The following is a 24,882-nucleotide window of genomic DNA, read 5'->3' as shown; positions in this document are numbered from 1 at the left end:
TGCTCTTTTGCAGGAGAAGTGATCAGAAGACAGGAGCAGTCCCTCGTAGGCGCCGCCGCTGCGCGAAACAGCCCGCAGGACGCCCTACTCTTCCTCCATCAACACCTTTACTCGCCCGCTGCGCGCGGCCTTGACCAGCGCGTCGTGGTCGCGTTCGGTCTGATCGGCATAGAGCAAGGCGAAGTCGCCTATCGCCTTGTCGAAGGCGTCGCCCTTGCCCAGGTAGCCGCTGATGCTTGCGGCGTCGCCGGACTTGGCGTGGGCGCGGGCCAGGGTCAGCCCACAGATATCGGCGTAGCGCTCCAGTTGCACGGCACTGATGCGTTCCACCGGCACCGACAGTTTCATGTCGCGCAGCTGTCGGACGAAGTAGTCGCGCCCGGCCGGGCTGCGCATCCAGCCAAGGAAGATATCGCTGGAGGACTGCATCAGGCGCTGGCCCATCACCACGCGCTGCCCCTGGTGGCGGTACTGGCACTTGCCAGCATAAGGCTCGAGTACCGAGCGGCAGGACTCCTTGAACTGCAGGATCAGCGGGTGGTTCTCCTCGGAAAACAGCAGCGCGATGAAGCAGCGCGTGCCGACGCTGCCGATGCCGACTACCTTCACTGCTGCGTCGACCAGTCGGTAACGCTCGAACAGCACCCGGCGATCGTCCGACAGGCTGCCGCGGTAATCCGCCAGGCTGCTCAGCACGCGCTGCATGAAGTCCGCTTCGGCGACGTGGTAGATGATCGGCGGCTGGTCGATGATGCGCGGCTGGCCCGCCACCTGCTCGGCGATCTTCGGGAAGGCGCTTTCCACCACCCGTTCGCGGGCTCGGTCGAACAGCTGCTGGCGAAACTTGCGCGCCTTGGCATCGGGCGCCATGTCCAGCAGGGCCTGGGTATCCAGGCGCGAGTACCAGACCTCCAGCGGGCTCATGCGCGAATAGGAGCGCAGGTTCTCGCGGTAGGCCCGCACGCAGGTCATGGCAATTTCGCGCGCGCGAGCATCGGCGATGCTGCTACTGCGGGCAGCCACCGCGAAACTCACCGCCAGGCGCTTGATGTCCCATTCCCAGGGCGCAGGCAGGGTTTCGTCGAAGTCGTTGAGATCGAAGACCAGGTTGCGCTCGGGGGTCGCGAAAAACCCGAAGTTGAGCAGATGGCAGTCGCCGCACGCCTGCACCTTCACGCCGATATGCGGAAGCCCGGCGAGATCATGGGCCATCAGTGCAGCCGATCCCCGCAGGAAGGTGAAGGGGCTGCGCAACATGCGCCCGTAGCGGATCGGCACCAGGTCCTTGAGGCGATCGCGGTTGGACTTTTCCAGGATGGCGATGACATCGCGCTGTCGCCCAGGCGACTTCCATTTGCCATGGCTTTCGCGGGGAATCTTCTGCCGCAGGCGCCGGCCGACGTCCAGGCGCTCCTCGCGGGAGCGGAACTGCACGGCAGATTCGGGGGCACCGGCTTTCTTGCTGGAGGCTTTCTTCGGGGAGTCCATGGCGTTTCGTCACCTGGGGTGAGGGACGTGCGGCGCACACGGACGCGGCGCCGATCTGCTCGCGGAGCCGGCACCGACGCCGGCTCCCCTCCATTCAAGCTAGATCACTTTCGGCCATGCGCGTGGCGACCCGGATTTCTTTTGTCGGGCACGCCGGCCGCGGCTCACAGCGCGCCTTGCAGCTCCGGCACCGCCTCGAACAAGTCCCCCACCAGGCCGTAGTCGGCAACCTGGAAGATCGGCGCCTCTTCGTCCTTGTTGATCGCCACGATCACTTTCGAGTCCTTCATGCCCGCCAGATGCTGGATGGCGCCGGAGATACCGACGGCCACGTACAGCTGCGGAGCGACGATCTTGCCGGTCTGGCCGACCTGCATGTCGTTCGGCACGAAGCCGGCGTCAACGGCAGCGCGGGAAGCGCCGACGGCAGCGCCCAGCTTGTCAGCCAGGGAGTAGAGGATGCTGAAGTTGTCGCCATTGCCCATGCCACGGCCGCCGGAAACGACGATCTTGGCAGCGGTCAGTTCCGGACGGTCGGACTTGGCCAGTTCTTCGCCCACGAAGGCGGACTTGCCAGCATCGGCCGGGCCGGAAACGGCTTCAACAGCGGCGGAGCCACCTTCGGCAGCAACGGCGTCGAAGCCGGTGCCACGCACGGTGATGACCTTGACGGCAGCCGAGGATTGCACGGTAGCGATAGCGTTACCGGCATAGATCGGACGCTTGAAGGTGTCGGCGCTGACGACTTCGATGATCTCGGAGATCTGGTCGACGTCCAGCAGGGCGGCGACGCGCGGCAGGAAGTTCTTGCCGTTGGTGGTCGCCGGGGCCAGCACGTAGCTGAAATTGCCGGCGATGGAGGCGATCAGCGGCGCCACATTCTCCGGCAGTTGGTGGACGTAGGCAGCGTTGTCGGCGACCAGCACCTTGGCAACACCGGCGATCCTGGCAGCGGCTTCGGCCGCGCCAGCGACATTCTGGCCAGCGACCAGCACAGCGATGTCGCCACCAATCTTCTGCGCAGCGGCGACAGTGTTCAGCGTCGCCGAGGCCAGCGCGCCATTGGAATGTTCTGCAATAACCAGGACCGCCATCAGATCACCTTCGCTTCGTTCTTCAGTTTCTCGACCAGTTCGGCCACCGATTTCACCTTGATGCCGGCACTGCGCGCGGCGGGCGCTTCGACCTTGAGGGTTTTCACGGTGGAGGCCGTGGAGACGCCCAGCGCATCAGGAGTGAGGGTTTCCAGCGGCTTCTTCTTCGCCTTCATGATGTTCGGCAGCGACGCATAACGCGGCTCGTTCAGGCGCAGGTCGGTGGTGACGATGGCCGGCAGGTTCAGGGCAACGGTCTGCAGGCCGCCGTCGATTTCACGGGTGACGTTGACCTTGTCGCCAGCAACTTCGACCTTGGAGGCGAAGGTGCCCTGGGCGTAGCCGGTCAGCGCAGCCAGCATCTGGCCGGACTGGTTGTTGTCGCTGTCGATGGCCTGCTTGCCGAGGATGACCAGCTGCGGCTGCTCTTTGTCGACGAGGGCTTTGAGCGACTTGGCGATGGCCAGGGAGCTCAGTTCTTCGTTGGTTTCAACGAGGATGGCGCGATCAGCACCCAGAGCCAGCGCGGTACGCAGTTGCTCCTGGGCAGCGGTCGGGCCGACGGAGACCGCAACGATCTCGGTGACGACGCCTTTCTCTTTCAGGCGTACGGCCTCTTCCACGGCGATTTCGCAGAAGGGGTTCATGGACATCTTGACGTTGGCCAGATCGACGCCGGAGTGGTCCGCCTTGACGCGGACCTTGACGTTGTAATCGACCACGCGCTTGACGGCTACGAGTACTTTCATTCGGTTGTTTCCTTGGCTGACGCCGGTTTGCCTCGGCGCTGCTGTTGGGGTGGGTTCGCGAGCAAACCCGCTCCTGCGAAGAGCAATGGGGGAACACTTGCAGGAGCGGGCCTGCCCGCGAACGGACTCAACGACCGTAGGGCGCATAACCGCTTGCGGTTATCCGCCGTCATTCGGGCCAGCGGCGGATAACGCTGGCGCGTTATGCGCCCTACTCTCTTGCGAGCATTGACGCGTCAGGGTTTGCCCAGCTGCTCGATCACACCCTCTGCCTTGAGCGCCGCCAGGCGCGCGTCGTCGAGCCCCAGGCGGCGCTTGAGCACCTCGTCGGTGTGTTCGCCGAGCATCGGCGCCGGGCGCTGGTATTCCACCGGGGTGTCGGACAGCTTCAGCGGGCTGCCGACCATGCGGAACGCGGGGTTCTGCGCGTGGGGAATCTCCACCAGCATGTCCCGGGCGACCACCTGCGGTTCGTCCAGCGCGCGGCCGATATCGTTGATCACACCGACCGGCACCTTCATCGCGTGGATGCGGCGCACCCAGTTGTCGGCGGTGTCGCCCTGGAAGTGTTCCGCCAGCTTGCCGACGATCACGTCGCGGTTGCGCACGCGGTCGGCGTTACGGGTGAAGCGCGGGTCCTTCGGCAGTTCGGGCAGGCCGATGGCGTCGCACAGCGAGACGAACTGGCTGTCGTTGCCGCAGGCGATGATGAAATCCATGTCCTGCGCGCTGAACACCTGGTACGGCACGATGTTGACGTGGGCGTTGCCCTGGCGGCCCGGCGAGCGACCGGTGGCGAGGTAGTTCTGGCTCTGGTTGCCGAGCATGGCGACCTGCACGTCGAGCAGCGCCATGTCGCAGTGCTGGCCGCGGCCAGTCTTCTCCCGCGCCAGCAGCGCGGCCTGGATGGCGACCACCGAGTACAGGCCGGTCATCACATCGGACACGGCGACACCGACTTTCTGCGGGCTGGCGCCGGGCACGCCGTCCTTCTCGCCGGTGATGCTCATCAGCCCGCCCATGCCCTGGATGATGAAGTCGTAGCCGGGCTCTTCGGCGCGCGGGCCGGTCTGACCGAAGCCGGTGATGGAGCAGTAGACCAGGCGCGGATTGACCTTGGACAGGCTGTCGTAATCCAGACCGTACTTGGCCAGCGAGCCGGCCTTGTAGTTCTCTATCAGCACATCGCACTCGCAGGCCAAGGCGCGCACCAGCGCCTGGCCTTCTTCCGTCGCCAGGTTCAGCGCCACCGACAGCTTGTTGCGGTTGGTCGACTGGTAGTACGCCGCCTCGGAACTGTCCGAGCCGTCGGCGGCTTTCATGTAGGGCGGGCCCCAGCCGCGGGTGTCGTCACCCACGCCAGGACGTTCGATCTTGATCACTTCCGCGCCCAGGTCGGCCAGCACCTGGCCGCACCAGGGGCCGGCCAGCACGCGGCTGAGGTCGAGTACGCGGTATCCGCTCAAAGCACCCATCTTCAATTCCTCGCAGGCGCGCTCACGCGCGCTCGATAACCATGGCGAGCCCCTGGCCCACGCCGATGCACAGGCTGATCACCGCATAGCGTTGACCCGTGCGCTGCAGTTGTCGCGCCACGCTCAGCGCCAGCCGCGCGCCGGAAGCGCCCAGCGGGTGGCCGACGGCGATGGCGCCGCCGTTGGGGTTGACCCGCGCATCGTCGAAGTCCACGCCCAGGCCGTGCAGGCAGCCGAGCACCTGGGAGGCGAAGGCCTCGTTGATCTCGATGATGTCCATGTCAGCCAGGGTCAGTTCGGCGCGGGCAAGCGCCTTGTTGATCGCCTCCACCGGGCCGACGCCCATGATGCGTGGCTCCACGCCGACCGCCGCTGCCGAGAGAATCCGCGCTAGCGGCTTGAGGCCGTGGCGTTCGCCCGCCGCAACCGAGCCGATCAGCAGCGCGGCCGCGCCATCGTTGACGCCAGAGGCATTGCCGGCGGTGACCACGCCGCCTTCGGACAAGGGTTTCAGGCGCGCCAGCGCGGCTTCATCGGAAGACGGACGCGGATGTTCGTCCTGCTCGACCACGTTCGGCGGCGTCTTGCGCCCGGTGGGCACGCTGACCGGGAGGATTTCCCCGGCGAAGAAACCGGCCTGGCGGGCGGCTTCAAAGTTGGCCTGGGAACGGGCGGCGAAACGGTCGGCCTGTTCGCGGCTGATGCCGAACTCGCGGGCTACGTTGTCGCCGGTCTCCGGCATGCTGTCGTTGCCGAACCCGGCGATGATCTTCGGGTTGGGGAAGCGCGCACCGATGGTGCTGTCGAACACCGTCAGGTCGCGGCTGTAGGCGGCCTCGGCCTTGGCCATGACGAAGGGCGCGCGGGACATGCTTTCCACGCCGCCAGCGACGAACAGCTCGCCTTCGCCACAGGTCACGGCGCGCGCCGCATCGATGACGGCCGCCAGGCCGCTGGCGCATAGGCGGTTCACCGTCTGCCCCGGCACGCTCACCGGCAGGCCAGCGAGCAGCGCAGCATGGCGGGCGACGTTGCGGCTGTCTTCACCGGCCTGGTTGGTGTTGCCGAGGATCACGTCCTCGATGGCTTCGCCGGGCACGCTGGTGCGGGCCAGCAGCTCGCGGATCACCTGGGCGATCAGGTCGTCCGGGCGCACCGGAGCCAGGGCGCCGCCATGGCGCCCGAAGGGGGTGCGCAGGCCGGCGTAGATGTAGGCATTGAGCATGGAAGTCTCCTTGAAAGAGGTGGACGCCGGGCCTCAGCCCAGCGCGGGCTCGGCATGGCGCAGCGACAACCCCAACTCGGCGCGGCGGCGCAGCCAGGGGCCGGGGCGGTAGCGGGCGTCGCCGGTCAGGCCGGTCATGCGTTCGAGAATGGTCAGCAGGCGCGACGGGCCGACGCTGTCGCCCCAGGCCAGCGGGCCTTGCGGGTAACCCAGGCCACGGCGCACGCCTTCGTCGAGGTCGTCGACACTGGCGATGCGCTGCTGGACGATGTCGCCGGCCAGGTTGACGATCAGCGCCAGTACGCGCTGGGCAACGAAGCCGACGCTGTCATTGATCACCGTGACGCCCACACCATCAGCCGCCAGCAGCGCATGGGCGGCGTCGCGCATGACGCTGGAGGTCGCCGGGTTCTGCATCAGGCAGCGGTGACGTTGCAGATCCAGCAGCAGGTCAATGCACAGGGTGCGCGCCGGGTCGGTACCGAAGCTCCGGCACGCCGTGGTGGCGTCAACGCCATAGGGAGCCAGCAGGCACAGCGCCTCGCTGCTTGGCTGGGCGCCCTGCTCCAGGGTCGCGCCGAGCTTCTTCAGCAGTTCGCCGAGCAGTTCGCGATCCTGTTCGTTCTCCGCACCGATCCACACCGGCGGCAGCGCGGCCACGTTCGGCACCGGTTGCGGAGCGGGCGCATCGATCATCTTGCCGTCGGCATAGCGATAGAAGCCTCGCCCGACCTTGCGCCCGACGAAACCGGCCTCGAGCATCTGCCGGGTCAGCGCCGCCGGGCGATAGCGCGGCTCCTGGTAGAACTGGTTGTAGATGGACTCGATCACCGGGTGGGACACGTCCAGCGCAGTCAGGTCAAACAGCTCCAGCGGGCCCATGCGGAAGCCCAGGCCCTCGCGCAGAATGCGGTCGATATCGGCCGGTTCGGCGATGGCTTCCTTGAGCATCTGCAGGGCTTCGGTGCTGTAGGCGCGGCCGGCGTGGTTGATGATGAAGCCGGGGGTGTCCTTGGCGCGGATGCCGCGATGGCCCATGCGCGCGGCCAGCGCCACCAGGCTGTCGCCGACCTGCGGGTCGCTGGCCAGGCCGTCGATCACCTCGACCACCTTCATCAGCGGCACCGGGTTGAAGAAGTGGAAGCCTGCCACCCGCTGAGGATGCTGGCAGCCACGGGCGATGCTGGTGACCGACAGCGACGAGGTATTGGTCGCGAGAATGCACTCGGCGCTGACCACGGCTTCCAGTTCGGCCAGCAGCGCCTGCTTGGCATCCAGGCGCTCGATGATCGCTTCGACCACCAGATCGGAATCCGCCAGCTCGCTCAGGGAGCCGGCGACCAGCAGGCGCGCCAGGGTCGCGTCCGCGTCGGCGGTGGTGATCTTGCCCTTCTCCGCCAGCTTGGCGAGGGTCCGTCCGAGGTTATCGCGGGCCGCTTGCGCAGCGCCGTCGCGGGCATCGAAGAGCTGCACCTGGATGCCGGCCTGGGCGGCGATCTGGGCGATGCCGCTGCCCATGACGCCGGTGCCGACAATGGCCATACGCTCGATGCGCTCGAAAGAAAGGGTCATGCTCATTCCCCCAGGAAACTGGCTTTGCGTTTTTCCAGGAAGGCGGCGGCGCCCTCCTTCTGGTCCTGCGAATCGAATAGCAGCTGGAAAGCCTTGCGCTCCAGGGTCAGGGCGCTCTCCAGCGGCAAGTCGGCGCCGGCGAGCATCACTTCCTTGATCTGCGCCACGGCCAGCGGCGGCAGTGTGGCGATCTCGGCAGCCAGCTCCAGTGCGCGTGGCAGCGTGCGCGCGTCTTCCACCACTTCGCTGAGCATGCCGATGGCCAGGGCTTCCGGCGCCTTGATCAGGCAGCCGGTCAGGGCAATGCGCATCGCCTGGAACTTGCCCACGGCGCGGATCAGCCGTTGGGTGCCACCCGCGCCGGGCATCAGGCCGAGTTTCACTTCCGGCTGGCCGAAGCGTGCCGACTCACCGGCGACGATGATGTCGCAGTGCATCGCCAGCTCGCAGCCGCCGCCCAGGGCGAAGCCATTCACGGCGGCGATCACCGGTTTCGGGCAGCGCGAGATGGCCTCCCACAGCAGCTCGGTATGGCGGCGGTACATCTCGATGGGGCTGGCCTGGGCGAATTCGCGGATGTCCGCCCCGGCGACGAAGCATTCCTCTCCCCCGGTCAGCACCACCGCGCGAACGTCGCGATTTTCGCTCAGGGCACGGAAGTGCTCGGCCAGCTGCTGGCGCACGGCAGCATTCAAGGCGTTCTTGGCTTCCGGTCGGTCGATGCGGACGACCGCCACACCATCGGCCTGGATATCGAGATGAACCACGCTGGTATTCATTGGAGCTCTGACCTCTTAGTTGTTTCGTCTGACGAAACTACATTCCGTATTTCGATTTCATCATAGTGACACCTCATCCAGCCTGTAAACGGTGAAGATCGACACACCCTCTAAAAGCCTTTAAATACGCGGCTTTGAATATTTTTAAGGGTACGCCTGTACTAACCAGTCCAGACCCATTACAATTTCGCCTGACGAAACTGTATTTTATTTTATTGATTTTCCGTGAATAGGGGTTCTACCATGCGCCGCAACAAGACGGAGATGGACTCGGCTGCGCCGACGAAAAACGAAGGTGAGATCGGCCTGCTGGAACGGGGACTGTATGACCCCGCCACGGCACTGAGCGAAGAGGAAAACAGCGGCCAGTTCGTGACGGCCCTGGCTCGCGGCCTGGAGATCCTGCGTTGCTTCACGCCACGGGAAAACGTGCTGAGCAACCAGGACCTGGCGCGCAAGACCGACCTGCCCAAGCCGACCGTGACACGCCTGACCAACACCCTGATGCGCCTGGGTTGCCTCAAGCGCGAGGTGCATTCAGGCAAGTACCAGCTGGACGTCGGCGTGCTGGGTTTCGGCTACGCGATGCTGTCGAACCTGTCGATCCGCGCGGTGGCCCATCCGCTGATGGAGGAACTGGCCAACCACGCCCAGGCGGCGGTGGCCATGGCCGCCCGCGACCGCCTGCAGATGGTCTACGTGGACGTCGTGCAGGGCCAGGGAAACATGACGATGCGCCGGCAGATCGGCAGTTATCTGCCGCTGGCGGCGAGTTCGGTGGGCCGCGCGTGCCTCGCGGCAATGCCGGAGAACGAGCGGGAATTCCTGCTCGACCACGTTCGCCAGCGCGAACCGGAAAACTGGCCGGCCATCCGCAAGGGTCTGGACCGCGCCTTCAGGGACTTCACCGATTACGGCTACTGCCTGTCGATCGGCGAATGGCACCGCGACGTCAACTCCGTCGCCGTGCCCTTGGTACATCCGCAGTACGGCCTGCTGGCCTTCAACTGCGGCGGCCCGAGCTTCCAGCTGACACGCGAGAAGCTCGAGGACGACATCGGGCCCCGCCTGATCAACATGGTCAACAACATAGGTGCCGCCGCTCGCTGAATCTCGGGTGACGGTGCCTCGGAAGACAGGCCCGCTCGCGGGCCTTTTGAGGAGTGCACATGATCCGAGACCCAGAAACGCTGCAGATACTTCTGGATTCCATCCACCAGTTCGTCGGCGAAGTGCTGATCCCGCGGGAGAACGAGGTCGCCGAGACCGACGCAATCCCGCAGGACATCGTCCAGCAGATGCGCGAGATGGGCCTGTTCGGCCTGACCATCCCCGAAGAGTTCGGCGGCCTGGGCGTGACCATGGAAGAAGAGGTGAACATCACCTTCGAACTCGGCCGCACCTCCCCCGCCTTCCGTTCCTACATCGGCACCAACAACGGCATCGGCTCCATCGGCATCCTGATCGACGGCACGCCGGAGCAGAAAGCCCACTACCTTCCCAAGCTCGCCGGCGGCGAACTGCTCAGTGCCTTCTGCCTGACCGAGCCGGACTCGGGCTCCGATGCCGCCTCGCTGAAAACCACCGCCGTGCGCGATGGCGACTTCTATGTGCTCAACGGCACCAAGCGCTTCATCACCAACGCCCCGCACGCCGGCATCTATACCGTAATGGCACGCACCAACCCGGCGATCAAGGGCTCCGCCGGTATCAGCGCGTTCATCGTCGAGCGTGGCACTCCGGGCATTTCCCTGGGCAAGCCGGACCACAAGATGGGCCAGAAAGGCGCGCACACCAGCGACGTGATCTTCGACAACGTGCGCATCCCCGCCAGCCAACTCATCGGCGGCGTCGAGGGCGTGGGCTTCAAGACCGCCATGAAAGTGCTCGACAAGGGCCGCCTGCACATCGCCGCGCTGAGCGTCGGCGCCGCCGAGCGCATGCTCGCCGACGCGCTGCAATACGCCCTGGAGCGCAAGCAGTTCGGCCAGCCGATCGCCGAGTTCCAGCTGATCCAGGCAATGCTGGCCGACAGCAAGGCCGAGATCTACGCCGCCCGCTGCATGGTGCTGGACGCCGCACGCAAGCGCGATGAGGGCCGCAACGTCAGCACCGAAGCCTCCTGCGCGAAGATGTTCGCCACCGAGATGTGCGGCCGTGTTGCTGACCGCTGCGTACAGATCCACGGCGGCGCCGGCTACGTCAGCGAGTACGCCATCGAGCGCTTCTACCGCGATGTCCGCCTGTTCCGACTCTACGAGGGCACCACCCAGATCCAGCAGGTGATCATCGCCCGCAACATGATCCGCGAAGCCCAGTCCTGACACACAGGCACTGAGGCACCCAATTCGGCAGCGCGTGGCCACGCACCACGCGCCTGCCGGCAGGATTCGCACGCACGCTTACCGAGGGTCGGCCAACCGCCCCGCCAACAACTACAACAGGTAATTCGTTCATGGAAAACACTGCTTCCGCAACGGCTGCAACCGCTGCTACCCAGAGCAAGACCTGGGTCCTGGTCTTCGCCTTCTGCTTCATCGGCCTGCTGATCGATGGCGCAGACCTGATGCTCCTCTCCTACAGCCTCACCAGCCTCAAGGCCGAGTTCGGCCTGAGCAACCTCCAGGCCGGCAGCCTGGGCAGCGTCACCCTGGCCGGCATGGCCTTCGGCGGCATCTACGGCGGCTGGGCCTGCGACCGCTTCGGCCGGGTCAAGACGGTGGTCTGGACCATTGTGCTGTTCTCCGTCGGCACCGCCGTCCTCGGCCTCACCCACAACTACTGGCAGTTCGCCGCCGCGCGCTTCGTCGCCTCGCTGGGCCTCGGCGCCCTGTACGTGGCCTGCAACACGCTGATGGCCGAATACGTGCCGACCAAATACCGCACCACCGTGCTCGGCACCCTGCAGGCCGGCTGGTCGGTGGGCTACATCGTCGCCACCCTGCTGGCCGGCTGGATCCTGCCGGACCATGGCTGGCGCTACCTGTTCTACATCGCCATCATCCCTGTGGTGCTGGCCATCGCCATGCGCAAGCTGATCCCCGAGCCCGCCGCCTGGGTCCAGGCGCAAGCAGAACGCCAGCAGCGCAAGGCCGAAGGCTCGTCCGGCCGCGCAGCCACTGCACCCCGGCAGAATGCCTTCAAGCAGATCTTCGCCGACCCGAAGGCCAGCCGCATGTTCCTGTTCTGGGCACTGACCGCCGGTTTCCTGCAGTTCGGCTACTACGGCGTGAACAACTGGATGCCGTCGTACCTGGAAACCGAGATGGGCATGAACTTCAAGGCCATGACCTCGTACCTGGTGGGCACCTATGCCGCGATGATCCTGGGCAAGGTCCTGGCCGGCGTCGCCGCCGACTGGTTCGGCCGCCGCACCGTGTTCTCCTTCGGCGCCCTGGGCACCGCGGTGTTCCTGCCGGTGATCGTGCTGTTCCACAGCCCCGAGAACATTCTCTGGATGCTGGTGGTGTTCGGCTTCCTCTATGGCATCCCGTACGGCGTGAACGCGACCTACATGACCGAGAGCTTCGCCGCCGCCTTCCGTGGCACAGCAGTGGGCGGGGCTTACAACATCGGCCGCATCGGCGCAGCCATCGCCCCGGCGGTGATCGGCTTCCTCGCTACGCAGATGTCCATTGGCGTCGGCTTCCTGGTGATGGGCGCGGCGTACTTCATCTGCGGCGTCATCCCCGCCCTGCTGATCCGCGACAAGCAGTTCGACCCACAGCAGGAATGACCTGAGCGCTCAGCGCCCAGCCACCCGCGAAAAACGCCCGGTGCACTGCACCGGGCGTTTTTGTTTTTTCCCCGAAAGCGTCATCAAGAGTCAGCGGGGCAAATCGCAGGCAAAAAAAGCCCCGCCGAAGCGGGGCTCTTTCGTCAGCGATGTCGATTAGACAGCGCGAACTTGTTCAGCTTGCGGGCCTTTCTGGCCGGCAGTCACAACGAAGCTGACCTTCTGGCCTTCGTCGAGGGACTTGTAGCCGTTGCCTTCGATCTGACGGAAGTGAACGAATACGTCCGGGCCGCTTTCCGGGGTGATGAAGCCGAAGCCCTTCTCAGCGTTGAACCACTTGACGATGCCGTTTTGACGATCGGACATGATGTTGTCTCCTAAAAGAATGCTAAAGGCCGGCCGAAAGCCGACCGGCGATGAGCTGAATGCGTAGTGAAGAGGTGCCGAGGAGATGGAGCATCTTGTAGAAGAACATCAAGTCGCGGAACTCGTTACTGGGCAGGCAGCCCATGCAGAATACAAGGTTTGGCGCTAATTCATAGCTTTTTTTCACGACCAGTGGTGATTTTGACAAATGGTCGAGCAATTACGACGCGACAGGTCAAAGACGTGTAGGCTGGCCGGGCCGGTTTGGCGCCCAACGCAAAGGTGACTTCATGACTGATTCACAGCTGATTCGCGAACGTTCGGAGCTCGATGAAAAGATTGCCGCTTTCCTCTCCCAGGGTGGCGAAATCCAGGAAATCCCCGTTGGCCAACTGGCAGTGAAGGTCGAGCGGAAGTCGCAATGGGCAAAGTCCGATGGGAAGAAACCGGCGCCCTAACCGCTTGAATGCATGAAGAAAACCCCGCGATGGCGGGGTTTTGCATTTCAGTGGCTGAGGTAATGGTTCGACAGCCAGTTCAGCGCCCTGCCCGGCCGCGTCAGCGCGTCGATGAAACTCGGCCCCCAGAAGCGGATGTCGTTGGCCTCCAGCACCGCATACATGTCCCGGTGACGTGCCTGGCGCTCCTTGAGCGGCATGCGCAGCGCCCGCTGCATGGCATCGGCCAGGGCGTCGCGGTCGTGAGGATTGATGATCAGCGCGCCGCCCAGCTCGGCGGCGGCGCCCGCGAACTGGGAAAGGATCAGCACGCCGGGATCGTCCGGGTCCTGGGCGGCAACGAATTCCTTGGCGACCAGGTTCATCCCGTCCCGTAGCGGCGTCACCAGGCCGATCCGTGCGTGGCGCATGACCATCGCGATGTCCGCGCGCTGGTGGTTGCGCGCCACATAACGCAGCGGCACCCAGGACACGGCGCCGAAGCGCCCGTTGATGTGCCCTACCCGCGCGCTCACGGCAGCATCGATGTCAACGTACTCGGGGATATCCTGGCGGCTGCCCGGTGAAATCTGCAGGCAGGTGACGCGGTTGTGCCAGTCCGGGTTGCGCTCGAGGAAGCGCTCGTAGCCGTCCAGCCGGTTGACGATGCCCTTGGAGTAATCGAGACGGTCCACCCCTACCATCAGCGCGCGACCGCCCAGGCTTTCGCGCAGGTCCTCGGCTGCCTGGCTCTGCGAGGCCTCTTCGGCCAGTCGGCGGAAACCGGCCGCGTCCACGCCCACCGGGAAGACGCCGACTCGAAAATGCTGGTCCTCCAGGTGATAGCGCCGGCCATCGGGAGTCGCCGCGCCAACCACGCGGGTCAGGTAGCGGGCGAAGTTGCTGGCGTCGTTTTCAGTCTGGAAGCCGATCAGGTTGTACTCGGTGAGCGCGCGGATCAGTTCGTCGTGATGCGGCAGCGCGGTGATGAGGTCGGCCGGCGGCATCGGGATATGCAGGAAGAAGCCGATGCGGTTGCCATGCCCGCGCTGCCTCAGGGCCGAAGCCAGGGGGATCAGATGGTAGTCGTGGACCCAGAGGACGTCGTCCTCCTCCAGCAGCGGGCTCAGGCGCTCGGCGAAGAACTCGTTGACCCGCTGGTAGCCACCGAACTCGGCCTCGTTGAACTCGGCCAGGTCGACCCGGTAGTGCAGGATCGGCCAGAGGACGCGGTTGGCGAAGCCGTTGTAGTACTCGTCGAAGTCCTGCGGGTGCAGGTCGGTGAGGATGTACTGCAGGTTGTCGCGCTGGACCATGGTCGGCGGGCCCGGCTCCTCGGCCTTCTCGCCGCTCCAGCCGAACCAGATGCCCTCGCGGTTGCGCATGGCGGCGTCCACCGCCACAGCCAGCCCGCCCGGCGCCGGGCCGTTCTCGTCGGGGATCGCGACCCGGTTGGATATCACCACGAGGCGCGGCATAGACCTTCCTCCCAGCCAATGGAAAGACGCATGGCGGAATTGATCAGCCCGGCCATGGAGTAGGTCTGTGGAATGTTCCCCCAGAGTTCGCCGGTGTCCGGGTGCAGGTCTTCGGAAAGCAATCCGTAACGATTGCGCGAGGCGACCAGTTGCTCGAACAGCTGACGCGCCTCATCGACTCGGCCGATGGCTGCCAGCGCATCGAGGTACCAGAACTTCACCACCAGGAAGGCGGTTTCCGGCACGCCGAAATCATCCGCCGCGGCGTAGCGCAGCATCTGCCCGTTGACGTTGAGTTCGCGGCCGATGCACTCGACCGTGGCGATAAAGCGAGGGTCATCGGCCTCGATGATCCCCAGTTCGTTCATCAGCAGCACGCTGGCATCGAGGTCGTCATGGCCGAAAGCGCCGGTGAAACATTGCTTCTTCTCGCTCCAGGCCTCGGCGAGGATGCGTTCGCGCAGGTTGGCCGCCTTGTCCATCCAGTCGCCGGCTTCCTCGCCGCGGCCCAGGCGTCTGGCAATGCGCCCGACGCGATCGCAGGCAACCCAGCAGAGCAGCGCGGAATGGGTGTGGATGCGTTGGCGGCCACGGTATTCCCAGATGCCAGCGTCGGGTTCGAACGCCGCGTGCACGGCCTTGGCGGCCAGGCTCTCCAACAGTTGCAGCATGCCCTCGCTGCTGGGATTGGGCAGGCGCTCGTCGACAAAACTCTGCAGCACCGCCAGTGCCACCGAGCCGAACACGTCGTGCTGGTTCTGCTCCACCGCCTGATTGCCGACCCGCACCGGAGCGTGGTTGAGGAAGCCGGCAAGATCCGGCTCGATACGTTCGGTGAGGTCCTGATTGGGGATTATCCCGTACAGCGGCTTGAGCTCGGCGTCGCCGCTGGCCACGGTGGTGATGAAGTCGATGTAACCCTCCATGGTCCGCGTGGCGCCCAGGCGGTTGAGGGCGAGGATCACGAAGTAGGCATCACGCAGCCAGCAGTAGCGGTAGTCCCAGTTGCGCTGCGAGTCGGGCGCCTCCGGCACGGAAGTGGTGGCAGCGGCGATGATCGCCCCGGTGTCCTCGAAATTGCACAGTTTCAGAGTGATCGCCGAGCGGATCACCACCGGCTGCCATTCGAAGCAGATGGCCAGCCCGCGCACCCAGTCGTGCCAGTGGTTCTGGGTGCGCTTGAGGTAATCGCGGACCACTTCGCCGGGAGCGTTGTCGAGCGGTTCATCGAGGCCGATCACCAGGCTCACGGGATGGCGCAGGGCGAATGGCGTTTCGTGCTGGATATAGGCCAGCGGCGCGTCGGTGGTCAGGCGCAGCGGCTCATCACCTTCCAGGTAGCGGATATGGCTGGAACCGATGGCGCCCTGGCTCGACTTGCCGTAGCCGTGGGTCGGACGCACACGCAGGGTGATCTTCGGTACGCCCTCGATGGGCTCGATCAACCGGCACAGCTGCGCCGGGCGGTAGACATGGCCGTGCTGCAGGAAACGCGGGGCGAAATCGGTGATGCGCACTGCGCCGCCGTTGTCGTCCCGCAGCACGGTGGTGATGATCGCCGTGTTGCGCTGATAGTCGGACGTGCTGCTGGCCTGGTTCTCCAGCACCACATCGGCAAAGCCTTTCTCGTCATCGCCGGCCAGTAGCCGGGAAAAAGCCGGATCGCTATCGAAGTTCGGGTAGCACCACCAGACCAGCCGCGCCTGCGGATTGACCAGCGCGGCCACCCGGCAGTTGCCGATCAGGCCCAGTTCCAGAGCACCTTCGTGCCGGTTCGTCATCGGTTGATTCCTCCTGCTTGCATCAGAGCGGCGCGGACATCCGCCGCGTCGCTGAACACCGCGCTGGCACCGGGCAAGGCGCGCCCGACCGAAAGGCCGAGGCCGCCCAGGGCCGGCATCAGGGCGATGGCGGGTTCGTCGGTGACGTCGTCGCCGATGTACAGCGGCAAGCGTCCGGCGAAGCCAGGCATACCCAGCAGCCGCTGAATCGCCTGGGCCTTGTCGACACCTTCGGGGACGACTTCGTAGACCTGCTTGCCGTTGAGCAAGCGCAGCCCTGCGCCCTCCGGCGCCCGCAGCAAAGCCTGCAACTCGACATGCAGTGCTGTGGCGAGCGAAGGTGCGGAGCGGTAGTGCAGCGCGTAGCTGCTGCCCTTGTCCTCGGCCTGGATTCCGACATGCCGATTGGCCAGGGCGTTCAACTGCACCCGCACGCAGGCGGGCAGGTCTTTGCTGGTGCGGCGCAAGGGGCTGTCGCCACTTTCGCGCCAGTGGGCGCCATGGCCGCCGCTGGCGGCAAGACGCAAGGGTTGCAGGAGCCGGTCGAGTTCTTCGACCGGGCGGCCGCTGATCAGGGCCAGGGCACCGTCGAGTCGGCGATGCAGGTGCGTGAGGGCATCGAGCAGCCCGGGCGGTACGACGACCGCGCCGGGTGATTCGGCGATGTCCAGAAGGGTTCCGTCGACATCCAGGAACAGTGCGGTCTGCTGAGGTCGGCTGAGCCAGAGGTTCAGCAGCGCAGTGGCTGAGGCCTCGCTATGCGGGACCATGGCGGTGTCGACAGGTCCCCTTGGTACGGGACGTGACATGAGCCATTTCTCCATGTTCAGGGCGTGCCGCGCAGCCGTGGGTAGCCGGTGCGGACGTGAAAGGGAGCCCAAGGACCCTAACATGTGGGACCACGAGGGTCGACCCTGGGTTTCACCCGCATGCCACGTGGCAAGGCGCAGGCCAGAGCTTGCGGGGTTCGGAGCACATGCACCGATAACGCCTGATGGGATTTCCCTTACAGAAATCCCGGAATGATCCGCCTCACAGCCCAAACGCCAATCTCGAAAATGCGCCGGGCCAATCCTCCATGAGAAAACTTCATGTCTCCGCTCTCCGCGCTGGTGCTTCAGGCTTCCGGCCTGCACCGCTCGACCGCTGTCACCGCTCTGCATCACCTGGGCTACAGCTTCCTCTCGGAGGTCTCCAGCAATGCTTTCGCGCTGGATCGGCTGCGCAGCCAGGGCGGCGTCCACCTGCTGATCTGCGATGTGCGCATCGATCCGGTGTCGCGCCTGGAACTCCTCCAGACCGTAGCCCGCGAACGCCTCACCCATGGCGTGGTGGTCAGCGGGGAAATGGCGCCGGGCACCTGGAGCGCCCTCTCCCACCTCCTGCAGTTGCAGGGCCTGCAGGTGTTCTGGCTGGGCAACGAGGCTGCGACCCTGGAGCGCCTGCGTGCCCTGCTCGCCGACTTTCACCCCTGGGAATCGCAGCTTGGCCTACCCCTGAACGCGGCCGCCGACGACGAGGAAGGCGAAGCCGCCAGCCTGTCCTCGCACGGCCGTCTGCGCGCCCACCTGCAACCCAAGGTATCCGTGGCGACGGCGCAGGTTTATGGGTTCGAGGTACTGGCGCGCTGGCAACTGGAGGACGGAAACATCTTGCTCCCCCGCGAGTTCCTGCCGGGACTGCGCCGCGCCGGCAAGCTCGACGGCATGCTCTTCGAACTGATGACCCAAGCCGCCGAGGCCATGCAATCCCTGGGGAACAATGAGCTGAAGCTGTCCTTCAACCTGGAAGCCGAGCAGATCGCCCAGACCGACTTTGCCGCCGCGGTGGAGCGCAATCTGCGCCAGGTGGATATCGAGCCCAAGCGCATCACCTTCGAGCTGACCGAAAGCTCGCCACTGCACGCGCCGTCGTTGAGCTTGGAGAACGTACTGCGCCTCCGTCTGCTGGGCTGCGGCCTGGCCATCGACGATTTCGGCTGTGGGCACTCCACGCTGCAGCGCCTGATGGAACTCCCCTTCACCGAGATGAAACTCGACCGCCACCTGGTAGCCGACGTGAACAACGGCGACCCGCGCCGCCTCATCGTGCTGCGCAACGCTCTGGCGCTCGGCCGCGAACTGGGCCTCAAGGTGATTGCCGAGGGCGTGGAGAACGCCGCGCAGCTTCGCCAGTTGCAGCAGCTGGACTGCGATTGCGCGCAAGGCCATCTGTTCGGCAAGCCAATGGATGCCAGCCAGATCGGCACCTTCCTGCGCGGAGCGCCGCTTCGACTGCAGAAACTGGATGCGGTTCAGGCGATACGCCCGGCACAGTGAGACGCGGAAAAGAAAACGGCTGTTGCGGACTTCCTGTCCGCAACAGCCGTCTGGATTGTCCTCAGCAAAGGACGCAGGGATTGTAGGCCATTGGCCATCAAGTCGTCTTCCCAGTTCTCCCGCATGACTGGCAAATCAGCACATATGTGGCAAAACACCGCAAACTACCTGGGCAATTCCAGCCAGTTCGCTGCACATTCGTACCAATAGCGTCGATTCCACGACCAATCACCCGGCTATTCCGCATTGCCTTGCGTGATGTCTGTCACTCGGTTTCGCCCTAGCCCACGGGTGAACTGTCTGGTTACCATGCCCGGCTGCGCGCTGGATGCCAGGAAGGCATAAATCCAAATGGATCACCCCAGTGTTGCCCACCTTCAGCTTTGGCAGCCGATACATGTCCCAGACTTCCGTGCGTTCGCCCCGCCGCTCGCTGATTCGTTTTGCCCTCACCGGCACTGGATCCCTCGTCGTGGCCGCTCTCGGCTTCTTCGCTTGGCAAGGCTTCTATCCGGTGCAGGCCACCGCTGGCTGGTCCGTCGAGGTGCTGCACAAGAACGTGCAGAAGGCCGCGTCGCTGGTACCGCTGCCCGACGGCGGCCTGCTGGTCAGCCAGGAGTTGAAAAAGGACAAGGGCAACATCCTGCGTATTGCCGCCGACGGCGAGCGCCGGGTCATGGTCGACGGCCTGTCCAAACCTGACGGCATGATCGCCGCCCAGGGCGGCTGGGTATTCAGCCAGGAATCCGACGGCAGGCCAGTACAACTGCTCAGGGACGGCAAGGTCTCCGACCTGTTCATGGGTCAGTCCGTGCAGGGTCTGTGGGACGACGGTGAAAACCTCTATGCCATCGAGGACCGTGGCGAGAATGGCCGGCTGCTGCGCTACCGCTGGGCCGATGGCGAACTGACCGTACTGCGCGACCACCTGCAGGAAACCGAATCCGTCACCCGCTGCACCGACGGCAAGCTGCTCTACACCGAGAAGAAGAAAGGGGTTGTGCACGAGTTCAGCGACAACGGCAAGGACCCGGTCCTGCTCTCCGGCCTGAACCAGCCTACCTTCCTGATGTGCGACCAGCGCGGCCTGTGGATCAGCGAAGACTCCACCCACCGCGCCCGCCTGCTGCTGTGGGACGGCAAGGGCGAACCGCGCACGATCCTGTCGTTCCTCAAGGCGCCGCAGTCCATCGTGCCCGACGGTAAGGGCGGCTACCTGCTCGCCGAAGGCGGCCGCAACCGCGTGCTGCAACTCACTCCGGCCAAGTAACGCCTCCGGGCGTCCGCTCAGGCCGCCCTACTCCTGCGCCGGCATCACCAGACCGGGGATCACCTCGACCAGCGCGTCGATTGCCAGCCGCACCTTGCGCGGCAACTGAGTGGTCTGCAGCCAGGTGGCATGGACGTCGTAGAGAAAGCCCGGCTGCTCCGGCAACAACTCATCCAACGCGCCGCCCTCGATGGCTTCGCGCACCAGCCAGTAAGGCAACCACGCCAGCCCCATGCCGCGTACCGCCGCGTCGGCGATGGCGGCGAGGTCGTCGAAACGCAGCCGTGAGCTCGGCGCGAACTCCACCGCTTCCTGTCCTTCACGGGGGAACAACCACGGATTGATCCGCCCGGAGCGGTGGTAGACCAGCACCCGGTGCGCGGCCAGCTCCTCGACGTGCTCTGGCCGCCCGTGCTGCTCCAGGTAAGCTGGCGCCGCACACACCACCATGCGCTGCCGGCCGATGCGCCGCGCAATGATACCGTCCCTGGGCTGCGGCTCGCCGGTGCGAATGGCCAGGTCGATCTGCTCTTCCGCAAGGTCCGTCAGGCGGTCGCTGAAGCGCAGGTCCAGCTCGAGTTGCGGATAGCGCTGCGCGAGTTCCAGCAGGACCGGTGCCACACAGCGTCGACCAAAATGCACCGGCATCGCCACCCGCAGCCGGCCACGCGGCTCAGCCACCTCGCCGGCGGCAAGGATGTCCGCCGCCTCCGCATCGGCCAGCAACATGCGACAGCGCTCGTAATAAATCCGCCCCGCCTCGGTCAGGCTCTGCCGGCGCGTGCTGCGCATCAGCAACTGGGCGCCCAGGCGCTCCTCGAGAAAGCGCACGTGCTTGCCCACCATCGGTGCGGACATTTCCAGAGCATCCGCTGCCGCCGCGAAGGACCCGAGGTCCACCGCTCGGACAAAGACTTCCATGCTGGTCAGACGATCCATTCGAAACCCCTGATTTCGACCAACTGTTTCTATACGCCATTTATCGGGCAAATCCCATGCCTGATAGTCGCTTTACGTCAAATCACTTTCGTATGGGAGCATCACATGGAAAGCACCAAGACCCGCGCGGTTCGTTTCCACCAGTTCGGCGGCCCGGAAGTCCTGCGCATAGAGCCGGTGGAAGTTCGCCAGCCCGGCGCAGATGAAGTGAGTATCCGGGTCAAGGCGCTGGGGCTGAATCGCGCCGAATCGCTGCTGCGCACTGACCGCTACATCGAGAGCCCGCAGATCCCTTCCAGACTGGGGCTGGAGGCCACGGGAGTGGTCGAGGCGGTAGGCAGCGCGGTACGCGGGTTCGCTCCGGGGGATGCCGTAAGCATCCTGCCGCCGACCTCGATGCAGGAAGACCCGACTCACGCGGAACATCTGGTGGTCCCGCAAGCCCGCCTGGTGAAGAACCCGCCGGGACAGGCCTGGAACGACGCCGCCGCCACCTGGATGCAGTACCTGACGGCCTATGGCGCTCTGAGTCAGGTTGCCGGATTGCGCGAGGGGGACTTCGTCGTCATCACTGCCGCGTCGAGCAGCGTCGGCCTTGCCGCCATCCAGATCGCCCGGCGCGTGGGCGCGGTGCCTATCGCCGTGACCCGCACTTCGGCCAAGCGTGACGCCCTGTTGCAGGCCGGCGCCATCGAAGTCATCGCCAGCGAAGAGGAAAACCTGCGCTCGCGCCTGCTCGAGATCACCGGCAAGGCTGGCGCGCGGGTGGTGTTCGACCCGGTGGGCGGCCCGATCTTCGAGGCGCTGACTGCCGCCATGGCCGAGGGCGGCATTCTCATCGAGTACGGCGGCCTGAGCCCAGAGCCCACGCCCTTCCCGCTGTTCGAGGTGCTGAGCCGTTCGCTGATCCTGCGTGGCTATCGCGTCTATGAAGTGCTGGAAGATCCGCAGCGCCTGCGCGAAGCCTCAGACTTCATCTACGCCGGCCTCGCCGACGGCTCGCTGCGCCCGGTGATCGCCCGTACCTTCGCTTTTGACGAGATAGTCGAGGCCTACCGCTATCTGGAGTCCAACCAGCAGTTCGGCAAAGTCGTGGTCACCGTCTAACCATCGGATACACTGCCCCGGCGCGGCTCCCCGCCGCGCTGGACGCAGCGGAGCCGAGATGCCAAGGGAAAACTTCAACGACCTGATCGCCTTCGTCACCGTCGCGCGCGAGGGCAGCTTCACCAAGGCGGCGGCGCAGTTGGGCGTCTCCCAGTCGGCGCTGAGCCACACCATCCGCGCGCTGGAAACCCGCCTGGGCCTGCGCCTGCTCAGCCGTACCACCCGCAGCGTGTCCCCCACCGAAGCCGGCGAACGCCTGATGCAGACGCTGGCGCCGCGCTTCGAGGAAATAGAGGCGGAACTGGCGGCCCTGAGCGACTTCCGCGACAAGCCGGTCGGCACCCTGCGCATCACCGCCGCCGAGCACGCGGCCAGCACCGTGCTCTGGCCGAAGCTGGCAAAAGTGCTGCCGGATTACCCGGACATCAAGGTCGAGGTGAGCATCGACTACGGCCTGACCGACATCGCCGCCGAACGCTTCGACGCTGGCGTGCGCCTGGGCGACCAGGTGGCCAAGGACATGATCGCCGTGCGCATCGCCCCGGACCTGCGCATGGCAGTGGTGGCCAGCCCCGTCTACCTCGCCCGCAAAGGCCGCCCACTGGACGTGCCGGCACTGGCCAGCCACGATTGCCTGAATCTGCGCCTGCCCACCTACGGCGGGCTGATGGCCTGGGAGTTCGCCAGAGACGGCCACGAAGTGAAGGCGCGGGTCGAAGGCCAGCTGACCTTCAACAGCAGCCCGCACATCCTGCGTGCCGCGCTGGATGGCTTCGGCCTGGCCTACCTGCCCGCAGACATGGTCACCGAGCACGTCGCCGCCGGACGCCTGGAGAAGGTGCTGGAAGACTGGTGCCCGACCTTCCCCGGCTACCATCTCTACTACCCGAGCCGGCGGCAGAAATCCCGCGCGTTCACGGTGCTGGTGGACGCCCTGCGCCATCAGGACTGAAAGCCCAGCGCAAGGCGTTGCAGGTCAGGACAGCGTGGCCAGATCGATGACGAAGCGGTAGCGCACGTCGGAGCGTTCCATGCGCTCGTAGGCCTGGTTGATCTCGTCCATGCGGATCATCTCGCACTCCGGCAGGATGTTCTTCTTGCCGCAGAAATCGAGCATCTCCTGGGTCTCGGCGATGCCGCCGATGGGCGAGCCGGCGATGCGCCGACGACCGAGCAGCAGCGGAATGCTGCTGATCTCGTCGATGGGCCCGACCTGCCCCACCAGCACCAGGGTGCCGTCCACATCGAGCAGCGGCATGTAAGGCTTGAGGTCGTGCTTCACCGGCACGGTGTCGATGATCAGGTCGAAGCTGTTGGCCGCGGCCTTCATCGCCTGCGCATCGGAGGACACCAGCAAGGCATCGGCGCCCAGTTCCATGGCATCGCTGCGCTTGTCCGCCGTGCGGCTGAGCACCGTGACCGTGGCGCCCAGGCCGATGGCGAGTTTTACCGCCATGTGGCCCAGCCCGCCGAGCCCCACCACGCCCACGCGGCTGCCCGGCCCGACGTTCCAGGTGCGCAGCGGCGAATAGGTGGTGATCCCGGCGCAGAGCAGCGGCGCCGCCTTGCTCAGGTCCAGGCCGTCCGGCACGCGCAGGACAAACTCCTCGCGCACCACCAACTGCTTGGAATAACCGCCCTGGGTCGCTTCGCGGGTTACGCGGTCGCGGTCGTTGTAGGTCTGGGTGTTGCCCTGCCGGCACAACTGTTCCTCGCCCTTGCGGCACTGGTCGCATTCCCGGCAGGAGTCCACCATGCAGCCCACCGCCACGGCGTCGCCGACCTTGTAGCGCGTCACCTTCGGTCCGACGGCGGTGACCCGGCCGACGATCTCGTGGCCCGGCACCATCGGGTAACGACTGAAGCCCCAGTCGTTGCGGGCCTGGTGCAGGTCGGAATGGCAGACGCCGCAGTAGAGCACGTCCATCGCCACGTCGTTGTCGCGCAGCGAACGGCGCTCGAAGGTGAAGGGGCCGAGCGGGTCCTGCGGGTTCTGCGCGGCGTATCCAAGGGTCTTCATCGGTTTGGCTCCTGACGCTTCGAATGGATGGATTTCAACGACGGGCCGGACGGCCTTCCACGGGATAGGCGGGATCGCTGTAACCGGGGGTGGAGGCATGGCCGGGCGGCACCAGGCTGTCCACGAAGGCTTCGTCCTCGGCGGTCAGCTGGAGGTCCAGCGCCGGCAGGTAGCCGTCCCAGTGCTCCTCGGTGCGCGGGCCGGCGATCAGCGAGCTGACCAGCGGGTTGTTCAGCACCCAGGCCAGGGCGAAAGCGGCCGGCGTGGTGCCACGGGCGATCGCATGCTCGGCGATGCGCTGGGCGATCTGCAGGGATTCGGGGCGCCATTCGGTCTGCTGGATACGCTTGTCGCCACGGCCGACGCGGGAGTCCGCCGGCGGTTCGGCGCCGGGCCGGTACTTGCCGGTGAGCACGCCGCGGGCCAGAGGGCTGTAGGGCACCACGCCGATGCCGTAGTGGCCGGCGACGGGCAGCTGCTCGACCTCGGCGGTGCGGTCCACCAGGTTGTACAGCGGCTCGCTGCAGACCGGCCGGTCCATGCCCAGCTGGTCGGCCAGGCGCACCACCTCGGCGATGCGCCAGCCACGGAAATTGGACAGGCCGTAGTAGCGCACCTTGCCCTGGCGGATCAGTTCGCCCACTGCGCGCAACCCCTCTTCCAGCGGCGCGTCGACGTCGGTGCGGTGGAAGTAGAGGATGTCCAGGTAGTCGGTGCCCAGCCGGCGCAGGCTGTCTTCCACCGACTGGTAGATCCACTTGCGCGACTGGCCGCGGTTGTTCGGGCCCTCGCCCAGAGCGTTGCCGAACTTGCTGGCGATCACCCAGTCATCGCGGCGGGCAGCCACCGCACGGCCCACCACCTCTTCGGAACGGCCCTTGTGGTAGACGTCGGCGGTGTCGAGGAAGTTGACGCCCTGCTCGAAGGCCTTGTCGATGATGCGCCGCGAGGTCGGTTCGTCGGTCTCGCCACCGAACATCATCGCGCCCAGGCACAGGGGCGACACTTTCAGGGCGCTACGGCCCAGGTAACGGTATTGCATGGAATG

At 65.6% G+C, this 24,882-nt stretch carries 22 protein-coding genes; 8 read left to right on the top strand and 14 right to left on the bottom strand.

Annotated features, from left to right (window positions below; all coding sequences use genetic code 11):
• Positions 1–84: 84 nt before the first annotated feature.
• From IB256_RS08790 to IB256_RS08760, 7 genes are all read right to left on the bottom strand, one after another.
• Positions 85–1,488 (bottom strand): DUF2252 domain-containing protein, encoded by a 1,404-nt coding sequence (locus IB256_RS08790; RefSeq protein ID WP_192295973.1) that lies wholly within the window; start codon positions 1,486–1,488, stop codon positions 85–87.
• A 164-nt stretch (positions 1,489–1,652) separates the two neighbouring features.
• On the bottom strand, positions 1,653–2,582 hold the full coding sequence (locus IB256_RS08785; protein ID WP_192402144.1) for an electron transfer flavoprotein subunit alpha/FixB family protein: 930 nt from the start codon (positions 2,580–2,582) through the stop codon (positions 1,653–1,655).
• Positions 2,582–3,331: an electron transfer flavoprotein subunit beta/FixA family protein gene (locus IB256_RS08780; RefSeq protein ID WP_192402142.1), complete on the bottom strand. Its 750-nt coding sequence runs from the start codon at positions 3,329–3,331 to the stop codon at positions 2,582–2,584. Before IB256_RS08780 ends, IB256_RS08785 begins: the two co-directional genes overlap by 1 nt.
• Positions 3,332–3,567: 236 nt before the next feature.
• Complete coding sequence (locus IB256_RS08775; protein WP_151186941.1) at positions 3,568–4,806, bottom strand: CaiB/BaiF CoA transferase family protein; 1,239 nt, start codon at positions 4,804–4,806, stop codon at positions 3,568–3,570.
• Positions 4,807–4,828: 22 nt separating this feature from the next.
• Positions 4,829–6,031: a 3-oxoadipyl-CoA thiolase gene (locus IB256_RS08770; protein WP_192402140.1), complete on the bottom strand. Its 1,203-nt coding sequence runs from the start codon at positions 6,029–6,031 to the stop codon at positions 4,829–4,831.
• A 33-nt stretch (positions 6,032–6,064) separates the two neighbouring features.
• Positions 6,065–7,609, bottom strand: coding sequence for a 3-hydroxyacyl-CoA dehydrogenase (locus IB256_RS08765; protein WP_192402138.1), 1,545 nt, complete (start codon positions 7,607–7,609; stop codon positions 6,065–6,067).
• On the bottom strand, positions 7,606–8,382 hold the full coding sequence (locus IB256_RS08760; RefSeq protein ID WP_192295682.1) for an enoyl-CoA hydratase: 777 nt from the start codon (positions 8,380–8,382) through the stop codon (positions 7,606–7,608). The genes IB256_RS08765 and IB256_RS08760 overlap by 4 nt, the downstream gene beginning before the upstream one ends.
• A gap of 243 nt (positions 8,383–8,625) precedes the next feature.
• On the opposite strand from IB256_RS08760, the gene IB256_RS08755 reads away from it, so the two are divergent.
• The 3 genes from IB256_RS08755 (at position 8,626) to IB256_RS08745 (ending at position 12,118) form a co-directional block, all read left to right on the top strand.
• Positions 8,626–9,492, top strand: a complete 867-nt coding sequence (locus tag IB256_RS08755) for an IclR family transcriptional regulator (protein ID WP_081520824.1) — start codon at positions 8,626–8,628, stop codon at positions 9,490–9,492.
• 59 nt (positions 9,493–9,551) lie between these two features.
• Complete coding sequence (locus tag IB256_RS08750) at positions 9,552–10,706, top strand: acyl-CoA dehydrogenase family protein (RefSeq protein WP_192295684.1); 1,155 nt, start codon at positions 9,552–9,554, stop codon at positions 10,704–10,706.
• A 131-nt stretch (positions 10,707–10,837) separates the two neighbouring features.
• Complete coding sequence (locus IB256_RS08745; protein WP_192402136.1) at positions 10,838–12,118, top strand: MFS transporter; 1,281 nt, start codon at positions 10,838–10,840, stop codon at positions 12,116–12,118.
• Between the two features lie 156 nt (positions 12,119–12,274).
• Here the strand turns inward: IB256_RS08745 and IB256_RS08740 are convergent, their stop codons facing one another.
• Entirely contained in the window at positions 12,275–12,484 is a 210-nt protein-coding gene (locus IB256_RS08740) for a cold-shock protein (RefSeq protein ID WP_017518411.1), read from the bottom strand.
• Positions 12,485–12,774: 290 nt separating this feature from the next.
• On the opposite strand from IB256_RS08740, the gene IB256_RS08735 reads away from it, so the two are divergent.
• Positions 12,775–12,942, top strand: a complete 168-nt coding sequence (locus tag IB256_RS08735) for a hypothetical protein (protein ID WP_167523180.1) — start codon at positions 12,775–12,777, stop codon at positions 12,940–12,942.
• A gap of 47 nt (positions 12,943–12,989) precedes the next feature.
• On the opposite strand, the gene otsA is transcribed toward IB256_RS08735, so the two are convergent.
• Genes otsA through otsB form a run of 3 tightly spaced genes read right to left on the bottom strand, consistent with a single transcriptional unit; the run spans position 12,990 to position 16,989 of the window.
• Positions 12,990–14,399, bottom strand: a complete 1,410-nt coding sequence (otsA, locus tag IB256_RS08730; RefSeq protein WP_192402133.1) for an alpha,alpha-trehalose-phosphate synthase (UDP-forming) — start codon at positions 14,397–14,399, stop codon at positions 12,990–12,992.
• Positions 14,381–16,180: a glycoside hydrolase family 15 protein gene (locus tag IB256_RS08725; RefSeq protein ID WP_192402131.1), complete on the bottom strand. Its 1,800-nt coding sequence runs from the start codon at positions 16,178–16,180 to the stop codon at positions 14,381–14,383. Before IB256_RS08725 ends, otsA begins: the two co-directional genes overlap by 19 nt.
• Entirely contained in the window at positions 16,177–16,989 is an 813-nt protein-coding gene (gene otsB, locus IB256_RS08720; protein WP_225601675.1) for a trehalose-phosphatase, read from the bottom strand. The genes IB256_RS08725 and otsB overlap by 4 nt, the downstream gene beginning before the upstream one ends.
• A 282-nt stretch (positions 16,990–17,271) precedes the next feature.
• Here otsB and IB256_RS08715 point away from each other — a divergent pair, with 282 nt between their 5' ends.
• Complete coding sequence (locus IB256_RS08715) at positions 17,272–18,498, top strand: EAL domain-containing protein (RefSeq protein ID WP_192402130.1); 1,227 nt, start codon at positions 17,272–17,274, stop codon at positions 18,496–18,498.
• Positions 18,499–18,895: 397 nt separating this feature from the next.
• Positions 18,896–19,768, top strand: coding sequence for a hypothetical protein (locus IB256_RS08710; protein WP_192295688.1), 873 nt, complete (start codon positions 18,896–18,898; stop codon positions 19,766–19,768).
• Between the two features lie 27 nt (positions 19,769–19,795).
• On the opposite strand, the gene IB256_RS08705 is transcribed toward IB256_RS08710, so the two are convergent.
• On the bottom strand, positions 19,796–20,707 hold the full coding sequence (locus tag IB256_RS08705) for a LysR substrate-binding domain-containing protein (protein ID WP_192295689.1): 912 nt from the start codon (positions 20,705–20,707) through the stop codon (positions 19,796–19,798).
• 105 nt (positions 20,708–20,812) lie between these two features.
• Here IB256_RS08705 and IB256_RS08700 point away from each other — a divergent pair, with 105 nt between their 5' ends.
• Together IB256_RS08700 and IB256_RS08695 are read left to right on the top strand one after the other, a co-directional pair.
• Positions 20,813–21,814 (top strand): zinc-dependent alcohol dehydrogenase family protein, encoded by a 1,002-nt coding sequence (locus IB256_RS08700; RefSeq protein ID WP_192402128.1) that lies wholly within the window; start codon positions 20,813–20,815, stop codon positions 21,812–21,814.
• Positions 21,815–21,872: 58 nt separating this feature from the next.
• Positions 21,873–22,766 (top strand): LysR family transcriptional regulator, encoded by an 894-nt coding sequence (locus IB256_RS08695; protein ID WP_192402126.1) that lies wholly within the window; start codon positions 21,873–21,875, stop codon positions 22,764–22,766.
• A 24-nt stretch (positions 22,767–22,790) separates the two neighbouring features.
• Here IB256_RS08695 and IB256_RS08690 read toward each other — a convergent pair whose 3' ends face one another.
• Positions 22,791–23,834, bottom strand: coding sequence for an NAD(P)-dependent alcohol dehydrogenase (locus tag IB256_RS08690; protein WP_192295692.1), 1,044 nt, complete (start codon positions 23,832–23,834; stop codon positions 22,791–22,793).
• Between the two features lie 34 nt (positions 23,835–23,868).
• Positions 23,869–24,876, bottom strand: a complete 1,008-nt coding sequence (locus tag IB256_RS08685; RefSeq protein ID WP_192295693.1) for an aldo/keto reductase — start codon at positions 24,874–24,876, stop codon at positions 23,869–23,871.
• Positions 24,877–24,882 lie beyond the last annotated feature (6 nt).

The sequence above is a fragment of the Pseudomonas sp. PDM17 genome, from assembly GCF_014851985.1.
Classification (GTDB): Bacteria; Pseudomonadota; Gammaproteobacteria; order Pseudomonadales; family Pseudomonadaceae; genus Pseudomonas.
Note: the sequence above shows the minus strand (reverse complement) of the source record. Positions and strands in the feature narration are given on the sequence as shown.